Source organism: Rhodococcus sp. SB1D (assembly GCF_048573875.1).
Taxonomy (GTDB): Bacteria; Actinomycetota; Actinomycetes; order Mycobacteriales; family Mycobacteriaceae; genus Rhodococcus_F; species Rhodococcus_F qingshengii.
Genome location: NZ_JBMAIQ010000019.1, coordinates 34,769 through 53,521, shown reverse-complemented (window position 1 = coordinate 53,521; position 18,753 = coordinate 34,769). Strand labels below are relative to the sequence as shown.

Here is an 18,753-nt window from a genome sequence, read left to right as displayed (position 1 = left end):
AGCCTCGGCACCGCTCCCGGTGTCGAGGCTGTTCGCGTAGGCCCCGAAGTTTCGTCACTAGACTGGCCGAGGACACAGTCCGTTCAACAGACATTCTTCGAGTGACCAAGGTAGGGCAAGGTACGTGGGCGAACATCGCGGCGGGTCAGGCGCCAGAGGTATCAGTAAGGGGCCGATTCTCGTCGTCGTGCTGATCGTCTTGATCGTGGCAGGCTTCTTCGGATGGAAGGCCCTCAGCAACCGGATCGACGATCAGGGACAGCAGGCAGCCGGTACGTGCGTCGAGGGCAACAAGACACTCGACGTCACCGCGGATCCGTCCATAGCCCCACAGGTCGAGGAACTGGCGAAGCGGTACACCCAGACCTCGCCGGTGGTGCGTGATCACTGCATCGCCGTCGTGGTGCACGGTGCGCCGTCCGCGTCGGTCTCGACGGCACTCGAAGCCGGTCCGGCGGCCCCCTGGGACGACGCAGCATTGGGACCACGTCCCTCCCTGTGGATCCCGACGAGTTCGTTCGAACTCGCGCCACTGTCGGGCAAGGCCGTGATCAACGGTGATCCTCGCTCGCTCGCGAGTTCCCCGATCGTTCTGGCAGCCGGTCCCGAGACCGCGGCAGCATTGGCCGGCGCAGCATCGAGTTGGAAGTCTTTGCCTTCCGATCTGACGGTCGCCCTGCCGGTCGGAAGTACCGAAACCTCGATGGCTGCACAGGCGATCGCTGCCGACGTCGCCGATGCGGGTGCCGGACCGGTCACGACGGATCAGGCGAAGTCCGCTCAGGTCAACGCTGCGCTCAGTGCACGGGCGTTGCAGTTCCAATCCTTGCCGACTCCCCCCTCGTCCACCGCCGAAGCCCTCGGAGCACTGAGCGCCGGAACACCGGATTCGGTGAAAGCCGTTCCGGCCACGGAACAGTCGATAGCGCAGAGCGCGAACGCGGCGATGACGACGTACTCCCCCGCCGGCGCAACGCCAGTCGCGGACTATCCGGCGGTCATCGTCTCGGGCAGCGGGATCGACGAAACCGCGTCGCGCGCAGCGGCACAGTTTGCCGATTTCATGCGTGAGCCGAATCAGTCACAGTTGTTCGTCGGCGCCGGTTTCCGGGTCGAGGGCCAAGACCTTCCCGATCTCGGGGCGGTGTCCCCGGCCAAGATCTCGTCCACGTTGAAACCGGCTTCGGCGGAGACCGCAGCGGCGCTCGGTGACATAGTCGCCAACCCGGTCTCGCCGCGTAGTGCCACCATCCTGATGGACACGTCGGCGTCGATGGGTACCGACGACGGTGGCACTACCCGCTTGGCGAACATTGCCTCGGCGGTGAATACCCAATTGGGTCGCAGCCCTGACGCTTCGGACATCGGCCTTCGCGAGTTCAGCACGGGCACCGACGGAAAACCGTCCGAGCGCATCCTGGTTCCGGGCGGTTCACTGTCCGAGCCGAATCGGCGTGCCACGATCACCGATTTCCTCAACGGGCTTCGGGCCGGCGGAAAGACCTCCAAATACCCGGCGCTTGCCAGCTCCTACAAAGCCGCCGTGGACGGTTTCGACGCGGGGCGAGTCAACTCGGTGCTGCTGATCACCTCGAGTACGCCTGACGAATCCACCACGACGCGAGCCGAACTGCTCAGCGCGATCGCCGCTGCGGGCAATCCGTCGCGTCCGGTACAGGTCGACGTGATCGTCGTCGGTGCGGGCGACGACGTCTCCACACTCCAAGACGTCTCGGATCGGACGGGCGGCACATTGGTTCGGGTCGATTCGACGTCCGACCCCGCTCTCGCGGCCGCAGTGACCAAGATGCTGTCCTGATGGGGCGCGTCGCGGTTTTTGCAGTCCTTCTCGCCCTTCTGACCTGGTTCCTGCATCGCCGACTCGTTCGCGCCACCGGCATCCCGAGGCGATGGGCTCGTCTCGCCGACACTGCGCTTGTCGTCTTGGCGGTCTCGACGCTCATCGGGGTCGGCAGCGGCGAAGTCTTTCCGACATCGTGGGCGCGACCGATCGGATTTGTCGGATGGGTCTGGCTGGCTTCGTGGCTGTATCTGATTCCCGGACTGCTCGTGATCGGCCTGTTCGCCGGGATCGGTCGACTACGTGCACGCCACACGGATACCACGACCGAAGTCGACCCAGCCAAGCGTCGTACGTTGCAGTTGGCTACAGCAGCAGTCACTCTCGCGGCGATCAGCACCGCCGGCTACGGCGTCTACGAGGCGTCGGGCCCCAAGATTTCCCGCGTCCGCGTGCCGCTCGCTCGCCTACCTGAGGGCTTCAACGGATACCGGATCGCCTTGATCACCGACCTGCACGTGGGACCGGCCCGCGGGGTCGACTTCACCCGCAAGGTGGTCGATATCGTGAACTCGCAGAGTGTCGATCTGATCGCGATCGGCGGCGACCTCGTGGACGGAACCATCGCGAAAGTTGCTCCCGATCTTGCTCCGCTCGCCGATCTTCGGGCGCCCGACGGAATCTTCGGAGTCAGCGGAAACCACGAGTTCTACGCCGACGACGGCGGCAAATGGCTCGACGTGTGGGAGACATTGGGGATCACCACACTTCGCAACAGCCGCACCTCGATCCAGCATGGCGGCGATACCATCGACATCGTGGGCATCCACGACTACACGTCGCCGGCCCCGTACGAGCCGAACCTGACTGCCGCGCTCGCAGGTCGCGATCCGAATACTTTCGCCTTGCTTCTCGCGCACGAACCGCGTCAAGCGATCGAGGCATCCGAGATGGGTATCGATCTGCAACTGTCCGGGCACACTCACGGCGGTCAGATGTGGCCGCTGCGGTATCTCGTTCCGCTGCAGCAGCCTTCGGTGCAAGGCTTGGACAGGGTCGGAAACACAGTGCTGTACACGACGCGTGGCGCCGGGGCTTGGGGTCCGCCGGTACGCGTCGGCGCCCCGCCGGAGATCACCGTTCTCGAACTCGTACACGAGAGGTGATGATCTCCGGCGGGCACACGCCTTAGTTGCCTGCGAACGCTTCGATCGGCGGGCAGGAGCAGACCAGGTTGCGGTCGCCATGTGCACCGTCGATACGACGCACGGACGGCCACACCTTCGGGCGAGCCTGGCCACGCGGGAAGACGGCGATCTCACGCGAGTACGGGTGATCCCACTGCGCTGCAATGCTTCCCGCAGTGTGGGGAGCACCGCGTAGCGGGTTGTCCTCGACCGTCCACTCGCCCGCTCCGACGCGATCGATTTCGCCGCGAATGGCGATCATCGCCTCGCAGAACTCGTCGATCTCTTCGAGGTTCTCGCTCTCGGTGGGCTCGACCATCAGTGTGCCGACCACGGGGAAGCTCATGGTCGGAGCATGGAAACCGTAGTCGGCCAGACGCTTTGCCACGTCGTCGACGGTGACGCCGGTGTCCTTGGTCAACCCACGGAGGTCGAGGATGCACTCGTGCGCGACCATGCCGTTCTCGCCGGTGTAAAGAACCGGGAAGTACTCGTCGAGTCGACGCGCGATGTAGTTGGCCGACGCGATGGCGGTCAGGCTGGCGCGGCGCAGGCCCGCAGCACCCATCATCCGGATGTAGGTCCAGGTGATGGGCAGAATGGACGCACTGCCGTACGGCGCTGCCGAGATCGTTCCTCTACCACCGAGTTCGGGGGCCATCGGGTGTCCGGGCAAAAACGGCGTCAAGTGTGAGCGCACACCGATCGGGCCGACGCCGGGTCCGCCGCCGCCGTGCGGGATGCAGAAGGTCTTGTGCAGATTCAGGTGGCTGACGTCGCCGCCGAATCGGCCCGGACGGGCAAGGCCGACAAGCGCATTGAGGTTGGCGCCGTCGACGTACACCTGGCCACCGGCGTCGTGTACCGCTGCACAGATGTCGGAGATCTCGTGCTCGTAGACACCGTGTGTTGAAGGGTAGGTGATCATGATCGCGGCGAGACGCTCGGCGTGATCGGCGATCTTCGCGCGCAGATCGTCGACGTCGACGTCACCGTTGGGACGGCAGGCGACAACCTCGACGCGCATCCCGGCCATGACGGCAGAAGCCGCGTTGGTGCCGTGAGCACTCGACGGAATGAGGCAGGTGTCGCGGTGGTCGTCGCCCCGGCTGAGGTGGTAGTTGCGGATCGCGAGCAGGCCCGCGTATTCCCCCTGGCTGCCGGCGTTGGGTTGCAGGCTGACGTTGTCGTAGCCGGTGACCGCGACCAGCCAGTCTTCGAGATCCTTGATGATCTTCAGCAGACCGGGCGCATCCGATGTCGGCGCGAACGGATGGATCGCGTTGAACGCGGGCCAGGTGATGGATTCCATCTCGGCGGTCGCATTGAGCTTCATGGTGCACGAACCCAGCGGGATCATGCTGCGATCGAGGGCGATGTCCTTGTCGGACAGCGCGCGCAGGTAGCGAAGCATTGCCGTTTCCGTACGGTAACGGGTGAAGGCTTCGTGCTGCAGGTAGTCGGAGGTGCGCTCCTGAGCAGCCGGAACCGAATTGCCCTCGGCTTCGATGGCGACAACAGCATCCTCGATCCCGAACGCGTCGAGCACGGCAAGGACGTGGTCGGCGGTCGTGGCCTCGTCGCAGGAGATACCGACATGATCGGCATCGACCAGACGCAGGTTGATCCCGGATTCCTTGGCCGCAGCGACGACGTCGGCCGCCTTGCCCGGAACCTGAGCGAGCACGGTGTCGAAGAACGAATCGTGGACGACGGTCACGCCGCCTTCGCGCAGGCCGTTTGCCAACGCGTGTGCGCGGGCAGCGACGCGCAACGCAATCGCCTTGAGTCCCTCGGCGCCGTGGTAGCTCGCGTACATCGCAGCGAGGATGGCGAGGAGCACCTGAGCGGTACAGATGTTGGACGTCGCCTTCTCGCGGCGAATGTGCTGCTCACGTGTCTGCAGCGCCAGGCGGTACGCCTTGTCTCCGTCTGCGTCGATGGAGACGCCGACCAAGCGGCCGGGCAGCTGACGCGCATGCTTGGAGTGCACGGCCAGGTAACCGGCGTGCGGTCCGCCGTATCCCATGGGAACACCGAAACGCTGGGTGGTTCCGAAGCACGCATCCGCGCCGAGCTCACCGGGTGAGGTGATGAGCGTCATCGCGAGGAGGTCGGCGCCGACGGCAACCAGTGCGCCGCGCTCGTGAGCTTCCGCGATGATCGAGGTGTAATCGACGACTCGTCCCGAGGCACCTGGGATCTGGGCGATGACGCCGAAGAAGTCACCTTCCGGAAGACCAGCGGTGAGGTCCGCGGAGACGATCTCGATGCCGAGCGGCTCGGCGCGAGTCTCGATGACGGCGAGGGTCTGCGGGTAGAGATCGGCGTCGACGACAAATCGTGGGGACTTGCTGCGGTTCGCGCGGCGCAGGAGCGTCATGGCTTCGGCAGCGGCGGTGGCCTCGTCGAGCATCGACGAGTTTGCCAGTTCCATGCCGGAGAGATCGGCGACCATGGTCTGGAAGTTGAGGAGGGCTTCGAGACGGCCCTGGCTGATCTCCGGCTGATACGGGGTGTACGCGGTGTACCAGGCCGGGTTCTCGATGATGTTGCGCAACAACACCGGCGGCGTCAACGTGTCGAAGTAGCCGAGGCCGATCATCGACGTCGCGACGGTGTTCTGGGCTGCGAGTGCAGTCAGTTCGGCAAGTGCCTCGTGCTCTCCGACCGGAAGCGGCAGAGCGTCGAGTCCGGCAGCGATGCCGTTCGGGGCAGCGTCGAGGATGACGGAGGGAACGGCCTTGGTTGCCAGTTCGTCGAGTGAATCGACCCCGACGAGTTCGAGGATGCGCGCGAGTTCCGCGGCGTTCGGACCGACATGGCGGTCGGCAAATATACGGCTTGCAGCGTCGATCACGACAACTCCCAGACAGATCGGAGGATCAGGACACACACCGAACTGCGGTGTGTTCCTCCCCCTCTGTCGCATGCTCGATTCCCGAGCGCCTGAGAGATTCGGTAGTGATCCGCCGAAGGCGGAAGCCACAGCCTTTCCCCGTCGGCGGGTGGGTTGTCCCACCGCTTTCCAGAGGCGTCGGAGCCCGTACGGTCCTTGGTGCCTGAGAGATTGACGGGGAGGTATTGCTCCTTCGGCGCCCTGATCCCGCTCACGACTGACCTTTGAGACAAAGACTGAAACAAAGACAAGTTCGGTGAATCGGTATCCGAGGCTCTCCCGTACGCCGGCGACGCAGGCTCAGTCTAGTTGACCGAAACGCCTACCTGCACCGTGGCATCCTCCAAAGAGATGTGACGTACGTTATCCGGTTTTGCGGCTGGCGCGATTCTTGCGTCGCGAAGCCAACTCGTCTTCCGGGTTGGGATCACTTTCGCCGCCGTCGGCCCGCTCGGCGGGGAAGTCGGCGATCGTTCCGGTGAGTTCACGCATCGCGCCACTGACTGCGATGCCGAATACGCCCTGCCCACCCTGGAGGAGGTCGACGACCTCTTCGGGGGACGTGCATTCGTACACGGTGGTGCCGTCGGAGAACAGAGTGATGTTGGCAAGATCGCGGACGCCACGCTTACGGAGGTGATCGACGGCAACGCGGATGTTCTGCAGTGAGATGCCGGTATCGAGCAGACGCTTCACGATCTTCAGAACGAGAATGTCCTTGAAGGAGTACAGACGTTGGCTTCCGGATCCGGCAGCGCCACGGATCGACGGAACAACCAACGACGTCCGTGCCCAGTAGTCGAGTTGGCGGTACGTGATCCCGGCGATCTGGCACGCACTGGGTACTCGATATCCGACGAGGTCGTCGGGGATGGAATCGTCCGGGAACAAGCCCGGCTGCAGCTCTTCGGAAGACATTTCTGCAGTCGCGGCACTACCGGCTATGCCCGTCCCGCGCTCATTCGACTGTTCTTCCACTGCCGTCTCCCTCTCGCTTCGCCATCATGTAACCAACCTGTGCTATCAGCAGTCACGAGAATCCCGTGCCGACCGAACTTTCAGATGTGAATCCAAGGCAGGTAATTCCATGAGTGGACTTACCCAGAGTACGCCTCGATCGACAAGGCGAGAAGATCTCCACCGCACGCAACGGTAAGTCCAGGAGGGTGCATGGTCAACGCAACACGCCGACCGAGACTCAACCTCTACTTGAGAGTTGAAGACTAAAGTCCGCAACCAGTCAATTCAGGCTAACCATCAGTGGCTTTGAAATCGTCCGGCGAGATGGTGTCGAGGAATTCCTTGAACTTCTCGACCTCGTCTTCGCGCTCGTCGGGAATGACCAGACCGGCCTCGGCGAGAACAGCCTCCGACGCGAAGATCGGAACGCCGATGCGCAGGGCCAATGCAATCGAGTCCGACGGACGTGCCGAGACAGTGGTCTGCTCGTCGAAGACGAGATCCGCGTAGAAAGTGCCCTCTTGCAGGTCCACGATCCGAACTTCCTTGAGGCTCCGACCGAAAGATTCGATCAAGATCTTGATCAGGTCGTGAGTCAGCGGCCGCGCCGGCTCGACTCCCTGTTGTTCGAGAACAATCGCGGTAGCTTCGGTTTGCCCGATCCAGATCGGCAGGTACCGATCGCCGTCGGACTCTCGCAGCAACAGGACCGGCTGATTCTGAGGCTGCTCGACACGAACTCCGATCACACGCATTTCGCCCATCGAGCTTGCCTCCAACCTGACGTGATCCAGCCGACCGACTCCGATGCGGTCGTACTGAAATTCTATTCGAGTGTGCCCCGCTGATCGAGGAACTCAGCGATCGAGACTTCCCCGAACTGCCGATTTGACCAGACACGTGTGCAAAGTCAGTGACAGAGCGGCCAGCTCCCGCACCATTTCCTCGGCACGATCACGTGCTCCGGCGTCACGACCCTTGGCAACCGGTCCGGCGATCTGAGTCACCAGTCCCGCTTCGCGATCAGCAGCCAACTTGAACGCGCGCAGATGGCGAACCTCCAAGCCGTACTCGGACATCGCCTTAGCGGTGCGCGCCAACGTCACGGCATCCTCGTCGAAGAAGCCCGCCGCGCCGGGAACGACCAAACCGGTGCGGATCAGATCGGTCAGAAACCGATCGTCGATGTCAGCGCGCGCGAGAAGATCCTGACGACCGACTCGAACTTCGCGATCGACCCGGAACGCCTCGGGTGAGACATCGCCCGTAGCGATCGACAGGACGCGAGCACGACGAGGCGCAGGAACTTCTGCACTCACCGTCGCTGCGCCACTGTCGATCGCTTCGAGTTGTTCTTTGATCACTTTGAGCGGCAGGTACTGATCGCGTTGAGCGGTCAGCACGAAGCGAAGACGCTCGCAGTCCTCGACAGAGAATCTGCGGTATCCCGACGGTGTCCGTTGCGGGCTGATCAAGCCCTCGGACTCGAGGAAACGGATCTTCGAAATCGTCACGTCGGGAAAATCTGGACGCAACCGATCCAGCACGGAACCAATCGACATTCCGGGCTGGCTCTGCTGCCGCACTGCCGTCATTAGCTACCCGCACCTGCTGACGACTCGCCGACCTGCGAACCGCCGGCACGAGGGCCGGTGAGGAACACCAGACGGAACTTGCCGATCTGAACCTCGTCACCGTTCGCGAGAACTGCCGAATCGACAGGCTCACGGTTGACGTAGGTGCCGTTGAGGCTTCCGACGTCGACGACGTGGAAATCTGCATCTTCCTGACGGAACTCGGCGTGACGACGGCTGACGGTCACGTCGTCGAGGAAGATGTCGCTGTCCGGGTGCCGACCTGCCGACGTCGTCGGCTGATCGAGCAAGAAGCGGGATCCTGCATTCGGTCCCCGCTTGACCACCAGAAGTGCGGCTCCGGCGGGAAGGCCTTCCACGCCCGAAACCGGCTGCTCGGCGGCCGGTGCTGCAGAGGAGGTGTTGTCGAGCTCATTGAGGAAGTCCGCGCGGAAAACCGAAGTGGTCTCCGCCGGCGACTCCCCATAGCCCGCGTCGTTACCGTTCTCGCTCACTGTTTCTCCTCCTGGGTCAATCATCCAGATCATGAATCACTGGACTACGCAGTGCACTTTCTTCACGAGCATCTTTCACAGTCACGTTCGATACGGCCCTGCGCCCCGACTCGGCACATGCGTACCTAACGACCGTACCCTGCGCAGACCGCCGTGTGCAGCGAGACAGGCCGCGACACAACACGAGTTGGCCGGTCCACGCGCAGGTTTTCTACTCGGACGTGAGTCCCTTGTATGCCTCCGCGTCCAGAGTTGCCGCGAGTGCGGCGTCGAGTGTGGCCTCGTCGGCAACCTCGAGTTCGACCAACCAACCCGTGTCGTACGGGTCGGTGTTGACGAGGTCGGGCTGTCCGTCCAATTCACCGTTCGCTGCAAGAACTTTCGCAGTGAACGGAGCAAAGATGTCGGAGACGCTCTTGGTCGACTCGACCTCACCGAGCGATTCACCGGCGGTCACGTCTTCGTCGACAGCGGGAAGCTGGACGAACACGACGTCACCGAGCTGCGACTGAGCAAAGTCGGTGATACCGACTCGAACTGAGGTCGGGCCGGTTCGCTTCACCCACTCGTGCTCCGCGGTGTAGCGCAGATCGGTAGGTGTATCGAGCTCACTCACAGTGGCTTCCTTTCACAGGCCGTCCGAAAGTCGGACGCAAAAAGATCAATTTCCGGGTTGAGCGTATTGGCGCGGATTCAATTGTCGCAAGACGGAGATCGTGACCTGCTGCGATTGCTCGACGGACGACGTTCCGCCATTGCGTGCGACATTGTCGAAGACGCCTCCGGGAATGTTCAACGCTGCCGCCAATGTCGGCGGATCTCCGATCGCGGTCACAGTGTACGGCTGCTCGATCCGGGTTCCGTCCAATTCGATCTCGCCGCCGCGCCCACTCACCCACGAGTTCACGCCGATACGAATGGGTTCGCCGTTCGCACCTGCGATCGAGATGGCTTCGGCACCGGCAGCACGCAGTTCCTGGATGAGATCGAGAATCACTTCCGATCCGACCCCGCCCGCCGGATCTGTCAGGGTCATCGTCACACCCGGTCCAGTGGCCGGAGCGGTCCCCACTTGAATGGAGAGTGAGGTCAGCCGCGCCCGCGCCTCGTCCAGCGCTGCTCCCGTGTTGCCACCGGCTTCCAAAGTGGCAAGCGATTCCTGAAGATTCGCGACTTCCTGCCTCAGCGCGGCTTCGCGCCGATTCAAATTGTCGAGAACCACCAGGAGGTCGGCAGGGCGCGCGGCGTCGAGTGAATCTCCGGCCACTGTGCTGCGTACCTGTGTGGCAATCGCAACGCCGAGCACGCCCAACAGCACAGCAGCGAGGATTGCGAAGACGACGTTGGTGCGGTGTTTGGACGGTGAACGCAACTCGTGACGACCTTCACCCGCAGTGGTGACGGGAGGTTCTTCTTCCGGTTCGGTCGTGGAATGTTCCGCCATGACTCACGCTCCGAACAGTCGGCGTCGCAATGCCGCTGCGTTGCCGAAGATCCGGATACCCAACACGACGACGATCGCCGTCGAGAGTTGAGTACCGACACCCAACTGATCACCGAGCCAGACGATCAACGACGCGACGAGCACGTTGAAGACGAAGGAAACCACGAACACCTTCGCGTCGAAGATTTCGTCCAGATACGCGCGTAGTCCACCGAAGACGGCGTCGAGCGCCGCAACGACAGCGATCGGAAGATAGGGCTGGATCACGTCGGGCACCTGCGGGCTGAAAACTACGCCCAGGACGATGCCGACGACCAGTGCTGCGAGTCCGTACAGGGCGGAACCGGCCTTCATCGAACTCCTTCTGTCACTTGGGTTCTGTGGGTTCTGTTGCCACTCGGACGGCGCGAGGCGCCGCAGGCGGCAGAGTCAACGAATCGTCTTCGGCCACCGCGAAACCGACTCCGTACAGTTGCGAGACGCTAGACATTCTCACGTAGGCGTCGCTGACGACGAATTTCCGCTGCAGTGCTCGCGTGTCTCCGATCGCCTCGACGAGGTACGGGGAGAAAACAGGTTGGTTGTCGACGAGCATCGCGCCGCCCGCCTGACGAATGGTCACCGTCGGCCCGATTCGCACGCCGCCGACGGCGATCGCCTCCGCTCCCCCAGCCCACAGGGCGTTTACGACGGTCTGCAGATCGCGATCGAGGACAACTGTCTTACCGCCGACACTCCGTTGCGACGCATCCGAGAGGTTCGGGCGTCCGGCCGGGTCGGTCAACGTCACCACCAGTCCCTCCCCGTGAACAGCTTCGGCTCCTGCGCCGGATTCGACCGCTCGCAGTTGGTCGAGGACGGCGCTGCCGCGTGCATCGCCTTCGAGCGCCACGCCGCGCGCGGCGTCGACGGCTCCGCCGAGTGAATCGCGGGACGCGGCCAGCGAATCGATTCGATCCTCCGCATCACGGACCTTCGCCACCAACTCGCTTCGAACCTCTTCGGTGCCGGTCACCTGCTTCGTCGCCTGAACAGCCGAGACCGTGACGATGAACCCGATCAACAGTGCGCCGAGGGCCAGCCACGGCCCCGTCTTCGAGGATCTGTTCTTGGTGTGCTCGTGCTGGCGTTCGAATGCAGTTGCCTCGTAGCCCGGGTCGAGATGTTCGGTCATGAGTGACCGAAGCAGCGACGGTACCGGGTTACGACGGACGTCCTCCCCGGTCGACTTCATCGGGGCACGACCTCGTGGGTTCGCGCAACGTCAACGGCCTTGAGCACGTAGATCGCGGCAGTCCACACGTACAGGACGGTTCCCCAGATCAGGAAAGCGAAACCGAAGGCATGGGTGAACGGTCCGATGGCCCAGTCTCCGTGCCCGGCAAGAATCAACGGCAGAGCGAACATCAGTAGGAAGGTCGCAGCCTTGCCGAGATAAACCACCTCGGGCGGTGGCAGGCCACGCCTGCGGTAGATCGGCAGCGTCAACGCAAGCAGAAGATCACGGCCGATGAGTATCGCTGCGACCCACCAGGGAATGAAATCGCGGGCGACGAAGGTGACCAGTGTCGTCACGACGTACAGACGATCGACCAACGGGTCGAGAAGCGCTCCCAGACGCGAGGTCTGTCCGAGCACTCTGGCCAGCTTGCCGTCGAGCCAGTCGGTGAACCCGCTGAGCATCAGCAGCGCCAATGCCCAGCCGTCCGAGTGCGTGACGAGCAGCAGGTAGGCGAACAGCGGAAGGGCGAGTAGACGCACGATACTGAGCACGTTGGGAACAGTGAGAATCCGATCCGTGGGGATCGGTTCTTGTTCGCCAGAGTTCACTGCACACACCTCGCGTCGTTCGATTGCCGTGCGGCCAGCTTTCCACAGCACGACGGACTATTCGCCGAGGCGCCGTAGCCTGAACTGTCCCGAGCGTGTCGAGCTGCCCCCTATCTCCAGGCGAACACCGGCTGCTCGAGCTTGTCGATGCGCGTGTGCCGTCCGTTCAGCACTTCGCGGAACTGATAGATGACGGCTCCGGTCGGCGCATGGATCAGGCTCGTTCGGAACGGCCATTGGATCACCGGGTTCGGTGACTCCTCGATGGTGACGAAGCGCGAGTCCACGTCGAGCTCCTCCGAAGTGACGGCATACACCTGGGCCACCTCGTCGGGATTGGGTACCAGTCCCCCGATGTCCTCGCCCGACCACATGACGAACGGCCGGATCACGAATCCCGAACGAGTGACGTAGTCGTCGAGCCGGCCGATGATCTTCGACTCGGGAACGTCGACACCCAGCTCCTCGGAAAGTTCCCGAACCGCTGCCTGTTCGGACGACTCGCCCGGGTCGACGCTTCCGCCCGGCAACGCGAATTGACCGGGGTGGGCGCGCATCTTGCTCGGCCGCTTCGTCACCGGGAACACTGGTGTTCCGTCCGCAGTCCGCATGACGACGATGACCACCGACGCCGAGCGCCTTCCGTCCAATTCGACCGACCGAGGTTCGAAAGCGGCAAGTGAGGCGACCACGTGGTCCCGATTCAGTAAATCTCCGTTCACCATGGCTCGACAGTAGCGCCACGAGACTGAGACCCTCAGCCAGTCTGGTCCATTTTGGCCGCTTCGCCTGATTATCGGTCTGTATTCCTGTCATGCTGAACAGGCAGAATCCACCGTGCGGCATGGCGAGAAGAGAACCTCGATGGCTGAGCAGTCCCAGACCCCCACCCCGCAGACCGACCAGAGCGCGCCGGGCGCGTCGAATCGGGCCTCCCGCTTCGCCTCCGACACGCTGAGCGTCCTGCGGCGTGTGCCGTTCACCGCGAGCGTCGTGCTCACCATCACCGTCGTCGGGATCGCGACCGGCGCCCTGTGGAATCACGTCCGTACCTACTCGTGGTTCGACGACATCGCCTACGGAGTTCCTGCCTTGCAGGAAGGCAAGTGGTGGACTCTCGTCACGGGGTGGTTCTTCGGATTGACACCGGGTCAGTATGTTTCGATCATCGTCGTTTTTGCCTTGGCGGTCGGCTGGTGCGAATGGCGCCTGGGAACCAAGAACGCGGCCATCGTCACGATCAGCGGTCAGTTGGCGGGCGAACTCGGTGCATCGCTCCTCCTCTGGGCGGGCAGCCACACCGACTGGGATTGGGCTCGCAACCTCGCCACCCACCGCGACGTCGGCGTGACCACCGCAATCATCGCCGCTCTCGCCGCGACCACGGCAACACTCCGCTCGCCCTGGCGAATGCGAGTGCGCGCCATTCTGTGCGCGTACATTGCGATCGCGTTCCTCTTCGAAGGCCGCCTCGCCGACGTGCAGCACCTCATCGCGGTCGCGATATTCCTGCCGGTGGGCGAGAAGTTCTTCGGCGACGGAGAGCGCGGGTTCATCCCCCGAACGCGACGCGAGATCCGCCTGCTCGGATTCATCGGCCTGCTCCTGATCGGCGTGGTCGAGATCGCCGTCTGGCTGTTCCCCGGAAGCGGACCGTTCGGGCCGACGGAAGCCGAAACCGGTTCGGGCTGGACGGCATTGATCGACGTGGTCATCGTTGCCCTGATCGCGGACCAGTTGCGACGAGGTCGCCGCTGGGCCTGGTGGGTTGCCGTGGTGTTCGGTTCACTGACGGTTTTGGCCACCGCCCTCGTCCTCGTCTCGGTCATCTTCTTCGACTACGAGAGCGCCGGCGCCGTCACGGTCGGTACCGCGCTGCTCTGGCTTCTCGAACTCATCTTGTTGATCAAGGGCCGCCACGCTTTTCACGTACCGATGCGGCGCAAGATTCGAGGCGGGCCGTTGTCCGGGAACGATCCGCGCGCCGCCGCTCGGGAACTGCTCAAACGACACGGCGGCGGAACCATGTCGTGGATGACGACGTGGGACGGCAACAGTTACTACTTCGGCGAGTCGGGTGAGAGCGTCGTTGCATTCCAACGGCATGTCGGTGTCGTCGTGGTCCTGGCGGATCCGATAGCGAGCCCCGACCGACTTGCCGCAGCGGTCGACGAATTCACGACGATGTCCGAAGCCAATGGCCTCACTCCCTGCTTGTTCTCCGTGGGGAAGGAGACAGCCGATGCCGCCGCCCGGCGTGGCTGGCGCACCGTTCAGGTCGCCGAAGACACGATCGTCGACCTACCAGAACTGCAGTTCACCGGTAAATCCTGGCAGGACATCCGCTCGGCGCTCAACAAGGCCAAGAAGGACGACATCACCTTCCGGATGACAACATTGGCCGACGAGCCGTTCTCCGTATTGGCTCAGGTGCGCGCCATCTCCGAGGAATGGGTGGGCGACAAGGGGCTACCCGAGATGGGGTTCACCCTCGGAAGCGTCGAGGAGGCGCTCGACCGCGACGTCCGGGTCGGCTTGGCCGTCGACCCGACCGGAAGCATTCACGGCGTCACCTCGTGGTTGCCGGTGTACGGCGAAGGCGGCGTGGTTCAGGGTTGGACACTCGACGTCATGCGTCGACGTCCCGACGGGTTCCGTCCGGTGGTCGAGTTCCTCATCGCATCGTCGGCCCTCGAGTTCAAAGAACAAGGTGCCCAATTCGTCTCACTGTCCGGAGCACCGCTCGCACGCAGCGACGACGGCGCCGACGCCGCATCGATGGACCGCCTGCTCGACATGCTCGGAGCCGCGATGGAACCGCTCTACGGCTTCCGGTCTCTTCACGCGTTCAAGAAGAAGTTCAAGCCGAGGTACGAACCCGTTTTCCTGTGTTTCCGCGACGAGGCCGACCTGCCTCGGATCGGAATCGCACTGACGCGTGCCTACCTGCCCGACGCAACGGCTCCTCAGCTGATCAAGCTCGCCACCAGCAAGAGTTGACGCCGTGCGGTCCTGGTTCGAGCACACGGTCGTCGACACCGGCAGGCTCCCGCTGTTCTTCCTCCTACTCGCCTTTGTCCTGACGTTCCTGTTCATCCGCTTCAGCGTCCGGATGATCCGGGCCGAGGTCTCGTGGTGGCCAGGCAATGTCACGCCCGGTGGAATGCACATCCACCACATGGTTTTCGGTTTGATGATGATGCTCGTGTCCGGCTTCGCCTTCATCGCTCTGGCCGACTATCACACCCCGATCGCCAATTGTGTTCTCGCGTCGGTGTTCGGTATCGGCAGCGCGTTGGTCCTCGACGAGTACGCGCTCGTGTTGCATCTGCGCGATGTCTACTGGGCCGAGGAAGGTCGCTCGTCCATCGACGCAGTGTTCGTTGCCATCGCGATCTCGTTCCTTTTCCTTCTCGGGGTCCACCCGATCGGGTTCGCGGGAGAGTTCGACCCGTACGAGCAGGACCGCAGCCTGGCGACGTTGATCGGCGTTGTCGTCGCGATCGTGATCCAACTCGGACTCGCCGTGATCACGTTGATGAAGGGCAAACTCTGGACCGGCTTGATCGGGCTGTTCTTCACCCCACTTCTGTTGATCGGAGCAATTCGGTTGAGTCGCCCGGGTGCCCCGTGGGCGCGCTCGCGTTACCGCGACAAGCCCGCCAAGATGAGCCGGGCAGTGGCCCGTGAACAGCGTTATCGCGAGCCGATGATCCACGCGAAGATCTACGTTCAGGAAACGGTGTCGGGAAGTTTCGGTTCCACTCCCCCGCCCCCACCACCGCTCCCCGTCGTCGGCACCGCAACCCCCACGTCGAAGGTCGGATTGTCGCGGCGGCTCTCGGACAGAATTCGCTGGCGTCGAACTCGCCGACGACTACGAACAGTCCCCGTCTGGCGTCTCCCCGTGATCCTCGTCGTCCTGTCCGTCGTCACCGCGAACATCCTCGTCGGGATCGACGGAGATCTCGTCAGCGACGGCGACGTCGGTACCATTTCCGAGGGCGTGGACGCCGGGGCCACCGCGACGCTGCTCAGCGTCATCGCCGGCGGGATGATCACTCTCACCGGTCTGGTGTTCACCGCCATCACCCTCGCAATGCAGTTCGGCGCATCGCAGATTTCGGTGCGGGTGGTCCCGATGCTTGCGCAACAGCGAGTGATGCGGTGGTCGATCGGCATGTTTCTGGCCACGTTCGTCTTCTCCTTGATCATTGCGCTCGATCTGGCGCTCGATTCGGAGAATTCCTCACCGACCATCTCCACGGCGATCGCACTGCTTCTGGCATTGGCCAGTGCGATCCTGTTCATCGCGTTGGTGGCGAAGGTCGGGTCGATTCTCAATTCCAGTCGGTTGCTGCGTTGGATAGCGGCCCAGGGCCGGAGCGCGACGATTCGTGCCTATCCGCTGTACGAGGACCTGCCCTCTGGCGCACCGAAACCCAGTCAGCCGCTCCCCCTACCCCAACCGCGCGAGTCCGAGAACTCCGAGAGCGCCGACGCACTGGTGATTCGCCTGCGCCACCTCTCACCCGACGGCCGGATTCTGCTGGCGATCGATCTCGCACGACTGCAGCGGTTGGCCGGCCGCTGGGACGTCTCGGTCGAAGTCGTCCCCAGCATCGGCGAGTTCGTCGCCCAGAACGCGCCCCTCTTCGAGGTACGCGGACCGTCGCTGAAGGTACGCCCGGACACCTTGATGTCGTGCTTGATCTTCGGTGACACGCACAGCCCGGTCGTCAGCCCCGGTGCAGCGCTTCAGTCGATCGTGGACATCGCGCTCAAGGCACTGTCACCCGCCATCAACGACCCGGGCCGAGCCGTCCAGGCTCTCGACCACATCGAAGATCTTCTGGTACTTCTCGCCCCGCGGGTCCGCTTCGACACATCAACCTCGGATCTCACGCTGATCAGAGGGCAGCAACGCACCTGGACCGATTACGTGTCCGTCGCCACCGACGAGATCCGGCACTTCAGTACCAATTCCGCGCAGGTCCAGCGCCGTCTACGCGCGGTATTCGCGACCTTGCTCGAAGCCTGCCCGCCGGACCAGCACCCTCCGCTACTCGAGCGCGTCGACGCACTCGATGCGCAATTGACCCGAGAATGGACCGGCGCACTCGACCTTCGGCTCGCGAGTGTGGCGGATCCGCAGGGATTGGGCTCCGAAGCCGGGGCGACCGGAAGAATTCACCCGCTGATCATCGGGTCTTCGGAACTTCCGGACGATCGTTCATCCGGGCAGACCGAGTCGCGTTCCCAGCCAACCTAATTGACTCGCCAATCCAGCCGACCACACCTGGAAGCTGTGTCCACCGTCGACCTCGGCGTACTGGACGTCCATCCCTGCGGCCTTTGCGGCTTCGTAGAGCGTTTGAAGACCTGGGCGGTAGTCGTTGTCCTGTTTGCCGACCACGAACACCCCGGCGCTGTCGGGGAACTTCTTCTCCCGGAGCAGATCCTGCGGATTCACTGCCACGAACGCGGCGTCATTGCCGCCGAACGCTGCATCGACCGTCTGCTTGCGATCGCCGAGTGTGGGTTCGATCTGACCGGACAGATCCAGGAACGTCGGATACACCGCGGGGAAGTTCGTTGCCATCTGGAACGCGCAGGTACCGCCGTAGGAAAGTCCCCCGATCGCCCACTTCCTCGGGTCGGGATCCACCTGGAGGTTCCCGCGCACCCAGTCGGGAACATCGCGCGAAAGGTACGTTGCGACGTTCCCGAGTTGAGAATCGACGCAGAGCGGATTCGCCAGTTCCGACCCGGTCCCGTCAGCAACGACGACAACGGGAGCCAAGCCCGAATGCGCAGCGGCGTAGGTGTCCATGGTCTGGACGAGACGTCCGCCCTGTAGCCAGTCCTCGGGCGCGCCTGGTTGGCCGGCAAGCAGGACCAACACGGGCAACTCCGGTCGCGGGTTGGTGAAATACGCGGGCGGTAGGTAGATCTCGGCGTCGCGGGCGCTGAATCCGGAGACCGTCCCCGCAATCGTGACCGTGCTGACCTTGCCCGCCGACGGCATGTCCGCGGGAGCCTTCCATTGCGAAACCGGTACCGCCCCGTCCTTGCCGTCGTCCAGGTCGGCGAGTGAAACCTTCTCCGCGTCCGAGAGTCCCAGCGCTGTTCCCAACGTCGGATACGACTGGAACTGCAGATTCACGTGAGCCGCGCTCGACACGACCACCAGGAGCACCGAGACCACGGTGAGCACGCGACCGTCGATCCGCGTCGCCGCAAATACCCGCGAAACACCCAGCAGCACGCCGAGAATGCCCAACCCGATCCACACGTAGACCGGACGGGCAATCGGATCGGGGAACGGGTGCCACACCTTCTCGATCAGCCAGTACAGCACGAGAGTGATCGCGATTGCCGCGACGATGCAGACCGGAATCGAGATCAGCACGTGACGCCTCGATCTCGAGAAGATCAGCCAGAGAAGTGCCAGAATTCCGAGCACCGTCACCACGGGCGGAACCGGGCCCGTGACCAGCGACAGATCCGTGATCGTGTGCACGTCGTCTCCTGTCGCAGCCC

16 protein-coding genes and 1 riboswitch are annotated in these 18,753 nt (G+C 63.4%); of the genes, 4 read left to right on the top strand and 12 right to left on the bottom strand.

The features are described from left to right. Positions 1–124 precede the first annotated feature (124 nt). Both ACN50D_RS29030 and ACN50D_RS29025 read left to right on the top strand, forming a co-directional pair. Positions 125–1,819, top strand: coding sequence for a VWA domain-containing protein (locus tag ACN50D_RS29030; protein WP_058226701.1), 1,695 nt, complete (start codon positions 125–127; stop codon positions 1,817–1,819). Next, positions 1,819–2,967: a metallophosphoesterase gene (locus ACN50D_RS29025; protein WP_211920132.1), complete on the top strand. Its 1,149-nt coding sequence runs from the start codon at positions 1,819–1,821 to the stop codon at positions 2,965–2,967. The genes ACN50D_RS29030 and ACN50D_RS29025 overlap by 1 nt, the downstream gene beginning before the upstream one ends. 22 nt (positions 2,968–2,989) lie before the next feature. Here the strand turns inward: ACN50D_RS29025 and gcvP are convergent, their stop codons facing one another. The 11 genes from gcvP to ACN50D_RS28970 form a co-directional block, all read right to left on the bottom strand. Continuing rightward, on the bottom strand, positions 2,990–5,848 hold the full coding sequence (gcvP, locus tag ACN50D_RS29020) for an aminomethyl-transferring glycine dehydrogenase (protein ID WP_211920130.1): 2,859 nt from the start codon (positions 5,846–5,848) through the stop codon (positions 2,990–2,992). 53 nt (positions 5,849–5,901) lie between these two features. Then, positions 5,902–6,030, bottom strand: a riboswitch (glycine riboswitch). A gap of 220 nt (positions 6,031–6,250) precedes the next feature. Then, entirely contained in the window at positions 6,251–6,805 is a 555-nt protein-coding gene (locus tag ACN50D_RS29015) for a MerR family transcriptional regulator (protein WP_021344354.1), read from the bottom strand. Positions 6,806–7,137: 332 nt separating this feature from the next. Next, positions 7,138–7,611: a bifunctional nuclease family protein gene (locus ACN50D_RS29010; RefSeq protein ID WP_003946194.1), complete on the bottom strand. Its 474-nt coding sequence runs from the start codon at positions 7,609–7,611 to the stop codon at positions 7,138–7,140. A gap of 93 nt (positions 7,612–7,704) precedes the next feature. After that, positions 7,705–8,442, bottom strand: coding sequence for a MerR family transcriptional regulator (locus ACN50D_RS29005; RefSeq protein WP_003946161.1), 738 nt, complete (start codon positions 8,440–8,442; stop codon positions 7,705–7,707). Then, positions 8,442–8,936 carry a glycogen accumulation regulator GarA gene (gene garA, locus ACN50D_RS29000; protein ID WP_003946166.1) on the bottom strand — a complete coding sequence of 165 codons (495 nt, stop codon included), beginning with the start codon at positions 8,934–8,936 and terminating at the stop codon, positions 8,442–8,444. Before garA ends, ACN50D_RS29005 begins: the two co-directional genes overlap by 1 nt. Before the next feature lie 211 nt (positions 8,937–9,147). Further along, a complete protein-coding gene (gcvH, locus tag ACN50D_RS28995; RefSeq protein ID WP_003946160.1) occupies positions 9,148–9,552 on the bottom strand; it encodes a glycine cleavage system protein GcvH in 405 nt (134 codons plus the stop codon). 45 nt (positions 9,553–9,597) lie between these two features. After that, positions 9,598–10,380: a DUF881 domain-containing protein gene (locus tag ACN50D_RS28990; RefSeq protein WP_007731994.1), complete on the bottom strand. Its 783-nt coding sequence runs from the start codon at positions 10,378–10,380 to the stop codon at positions 9,598–9,600. Between the two features lie 3 nt (positions 10,381–10,383). Then, complete coding sequence (locus tag ACN50D_RS28985) at positions 10,384–10,734, bottom strand: small basic family protein (protein ID WP_003946178.1); 351 nt, start codon at positions 10,732–10,734, stop codon at positions 10,384–10,386. Between the two features lie 13 nt (positions 10,735–10,747). After that, a complete protein-coding gene (locus tag ACN50D_RS28980; RefSeq protein WP_003946177.1) occupies positions 10,748–11,614 on the bottom strand; it encodes a DUF881 domain-containing protein in 867 nt (288 codons plus the stop codon). Next, a complete protein-coding gene (locus tag ACN50D_RS28975) occupies positions 11,611–12,210 on the bottom strand; it encodes a CDP-alcohol phosphatidyltransferase family protein (RefSeq protein ID WP_030537518.1) in 600 nt (199 codons plus the stop codon). The genes ACN50D_RS28980 and ACN50D_RS28975 overlap by 4 nt, the downstream gene beginning before the upstream one ends. A 110-nt stretch (positions 12,211–12,320) precedes the next feature. Next, positions 12,321–12,935 (bottom strand): NUDIX hydrolase, encoded by a 615-nt coding sequence (locus ACN50D_RS28970; RefSeq protein WP_003946186.1) that lies wholly within the window; start codon positions 12,933–12,935, stop codon positions 12,321–12,323. Positions 12,936–13,074: 139 nt separating this feature from the next. Here ACN50D_RS28970 and ACN50D_RS28965 point away from each other — a divergent pair, with 139 nt between their 5' ends. Together ACN50D_RS28965 and ACN50D_RS28960 are read left to right on the top strand one after the other, a co-directional pair. Continuing rightward, the gene (locus ACN50D_RS28965; protein WP_081557908.1) at positions 13,075–15,210 is read left to right on the top strand and encodes a bifunctional lysylphosphatidylglycerol flippase/synthetase MprF; all 2,136 of its coding nucleotides are present in this window, start codon (positions 13,075–13,077) and stop codon (positions 15,208–15,210) included. Positions 15,211–15,214: 4 nt separating this feature from the next. Next, the gene (locus ACN50D_RS28960; protein WP_211920128.1) at positions 15,215–17,482 is read left to right on the top strand and encodes a DUF2254 family protein; all 2,268 of its coding nucleotides are present in this window, start codon (positions 15,215–15,217) and stop codon (positions 17,480–17,482) included. Here ACN50D_RS28960 and ACN50D_RS28955 read toward each other — a convergent pair. Beyond that, complete coding sequence (locus tag ACN50D_RS28955) at positions 17,444–18,733, bottom strand: alpha/beta hydrolase (protein ID WP_003946153.1); 1,290 nt, start codon at positions 18,731–18,733, stop codon at positions 17,444–17,446. The two genes, ACN50D_RS28960 and ACN50D_RS28955, sit on opposite strands and share 39 nt — an antisense overlap. Positions 18,734–18,753 lie beyond the last annotated feature (20 nt).

Coding starts and splice junctions, on each gene's coding strand:
- ACN50D_RS28980 (WP_003946177.1), bottom strand. CDS start 11,614: ATGAAGTCGACCGGGGAGGACGTCCGTCGTAACCCGGTACCGTCGCTG.
- ACN50D_RS28965 (WP_081557908.1), top strand. CDS start 13,075: ATGGCTGAGCAGTCCCAGACCCCCACCCCGCAGACCGACCAGAGCGCG.
- ACN50D_RS29010 (WP_003946194.1), bottom strand. CDS start 7,611: ATGGGCGAAATGCGTGTGATCGGAGTTCGTGTCGAGCAGCCTCAGAAT.
- ACN50D_RS28990 (WP_007731994.1), bottom strand. CDS start 10,380: ATGGCGGAACATTCCACGACCGAACCGGAAGAAGAACCTCCCGTCACC.
- ACN50D_RS29015 (WP_021344354.1), bottom strand. CDS start 6,805: ATGTCTTCCGAAGAGCTGCAGCCGGGCTTGTTCCCGGACGATTCCATC.
- ACN50D_RS29005 (WP_003946161.1), bottom strand. CDS start 8,442: ATGACGGCAGTGCGGCAGCAGAGCCAGCCCGGAATGTCGATTGGTTCC.
- ACN50D_RS28985 (WP_003946178.1), bottom strand. CDS start 10,734: ATGAAGGCCGGTTCCGCCCTGTACGGACTCGCAGCACTGGTCGTCGGC.
- ACN50D_RS29025 (WP_211920132.1), top strand. CDS start 1,819: ATGGGGCGCGTCGCGGTTTTTGCAGTCCTTCTCGCCCTTCTGACCTGG.
- ACN50D_RS28970 (WP_003946186.1), bottom strand. CDS start 12,935: ATGGTGAACGGAGATTTACTGAATCGGGACCACGTGGTCGCCTCACTT.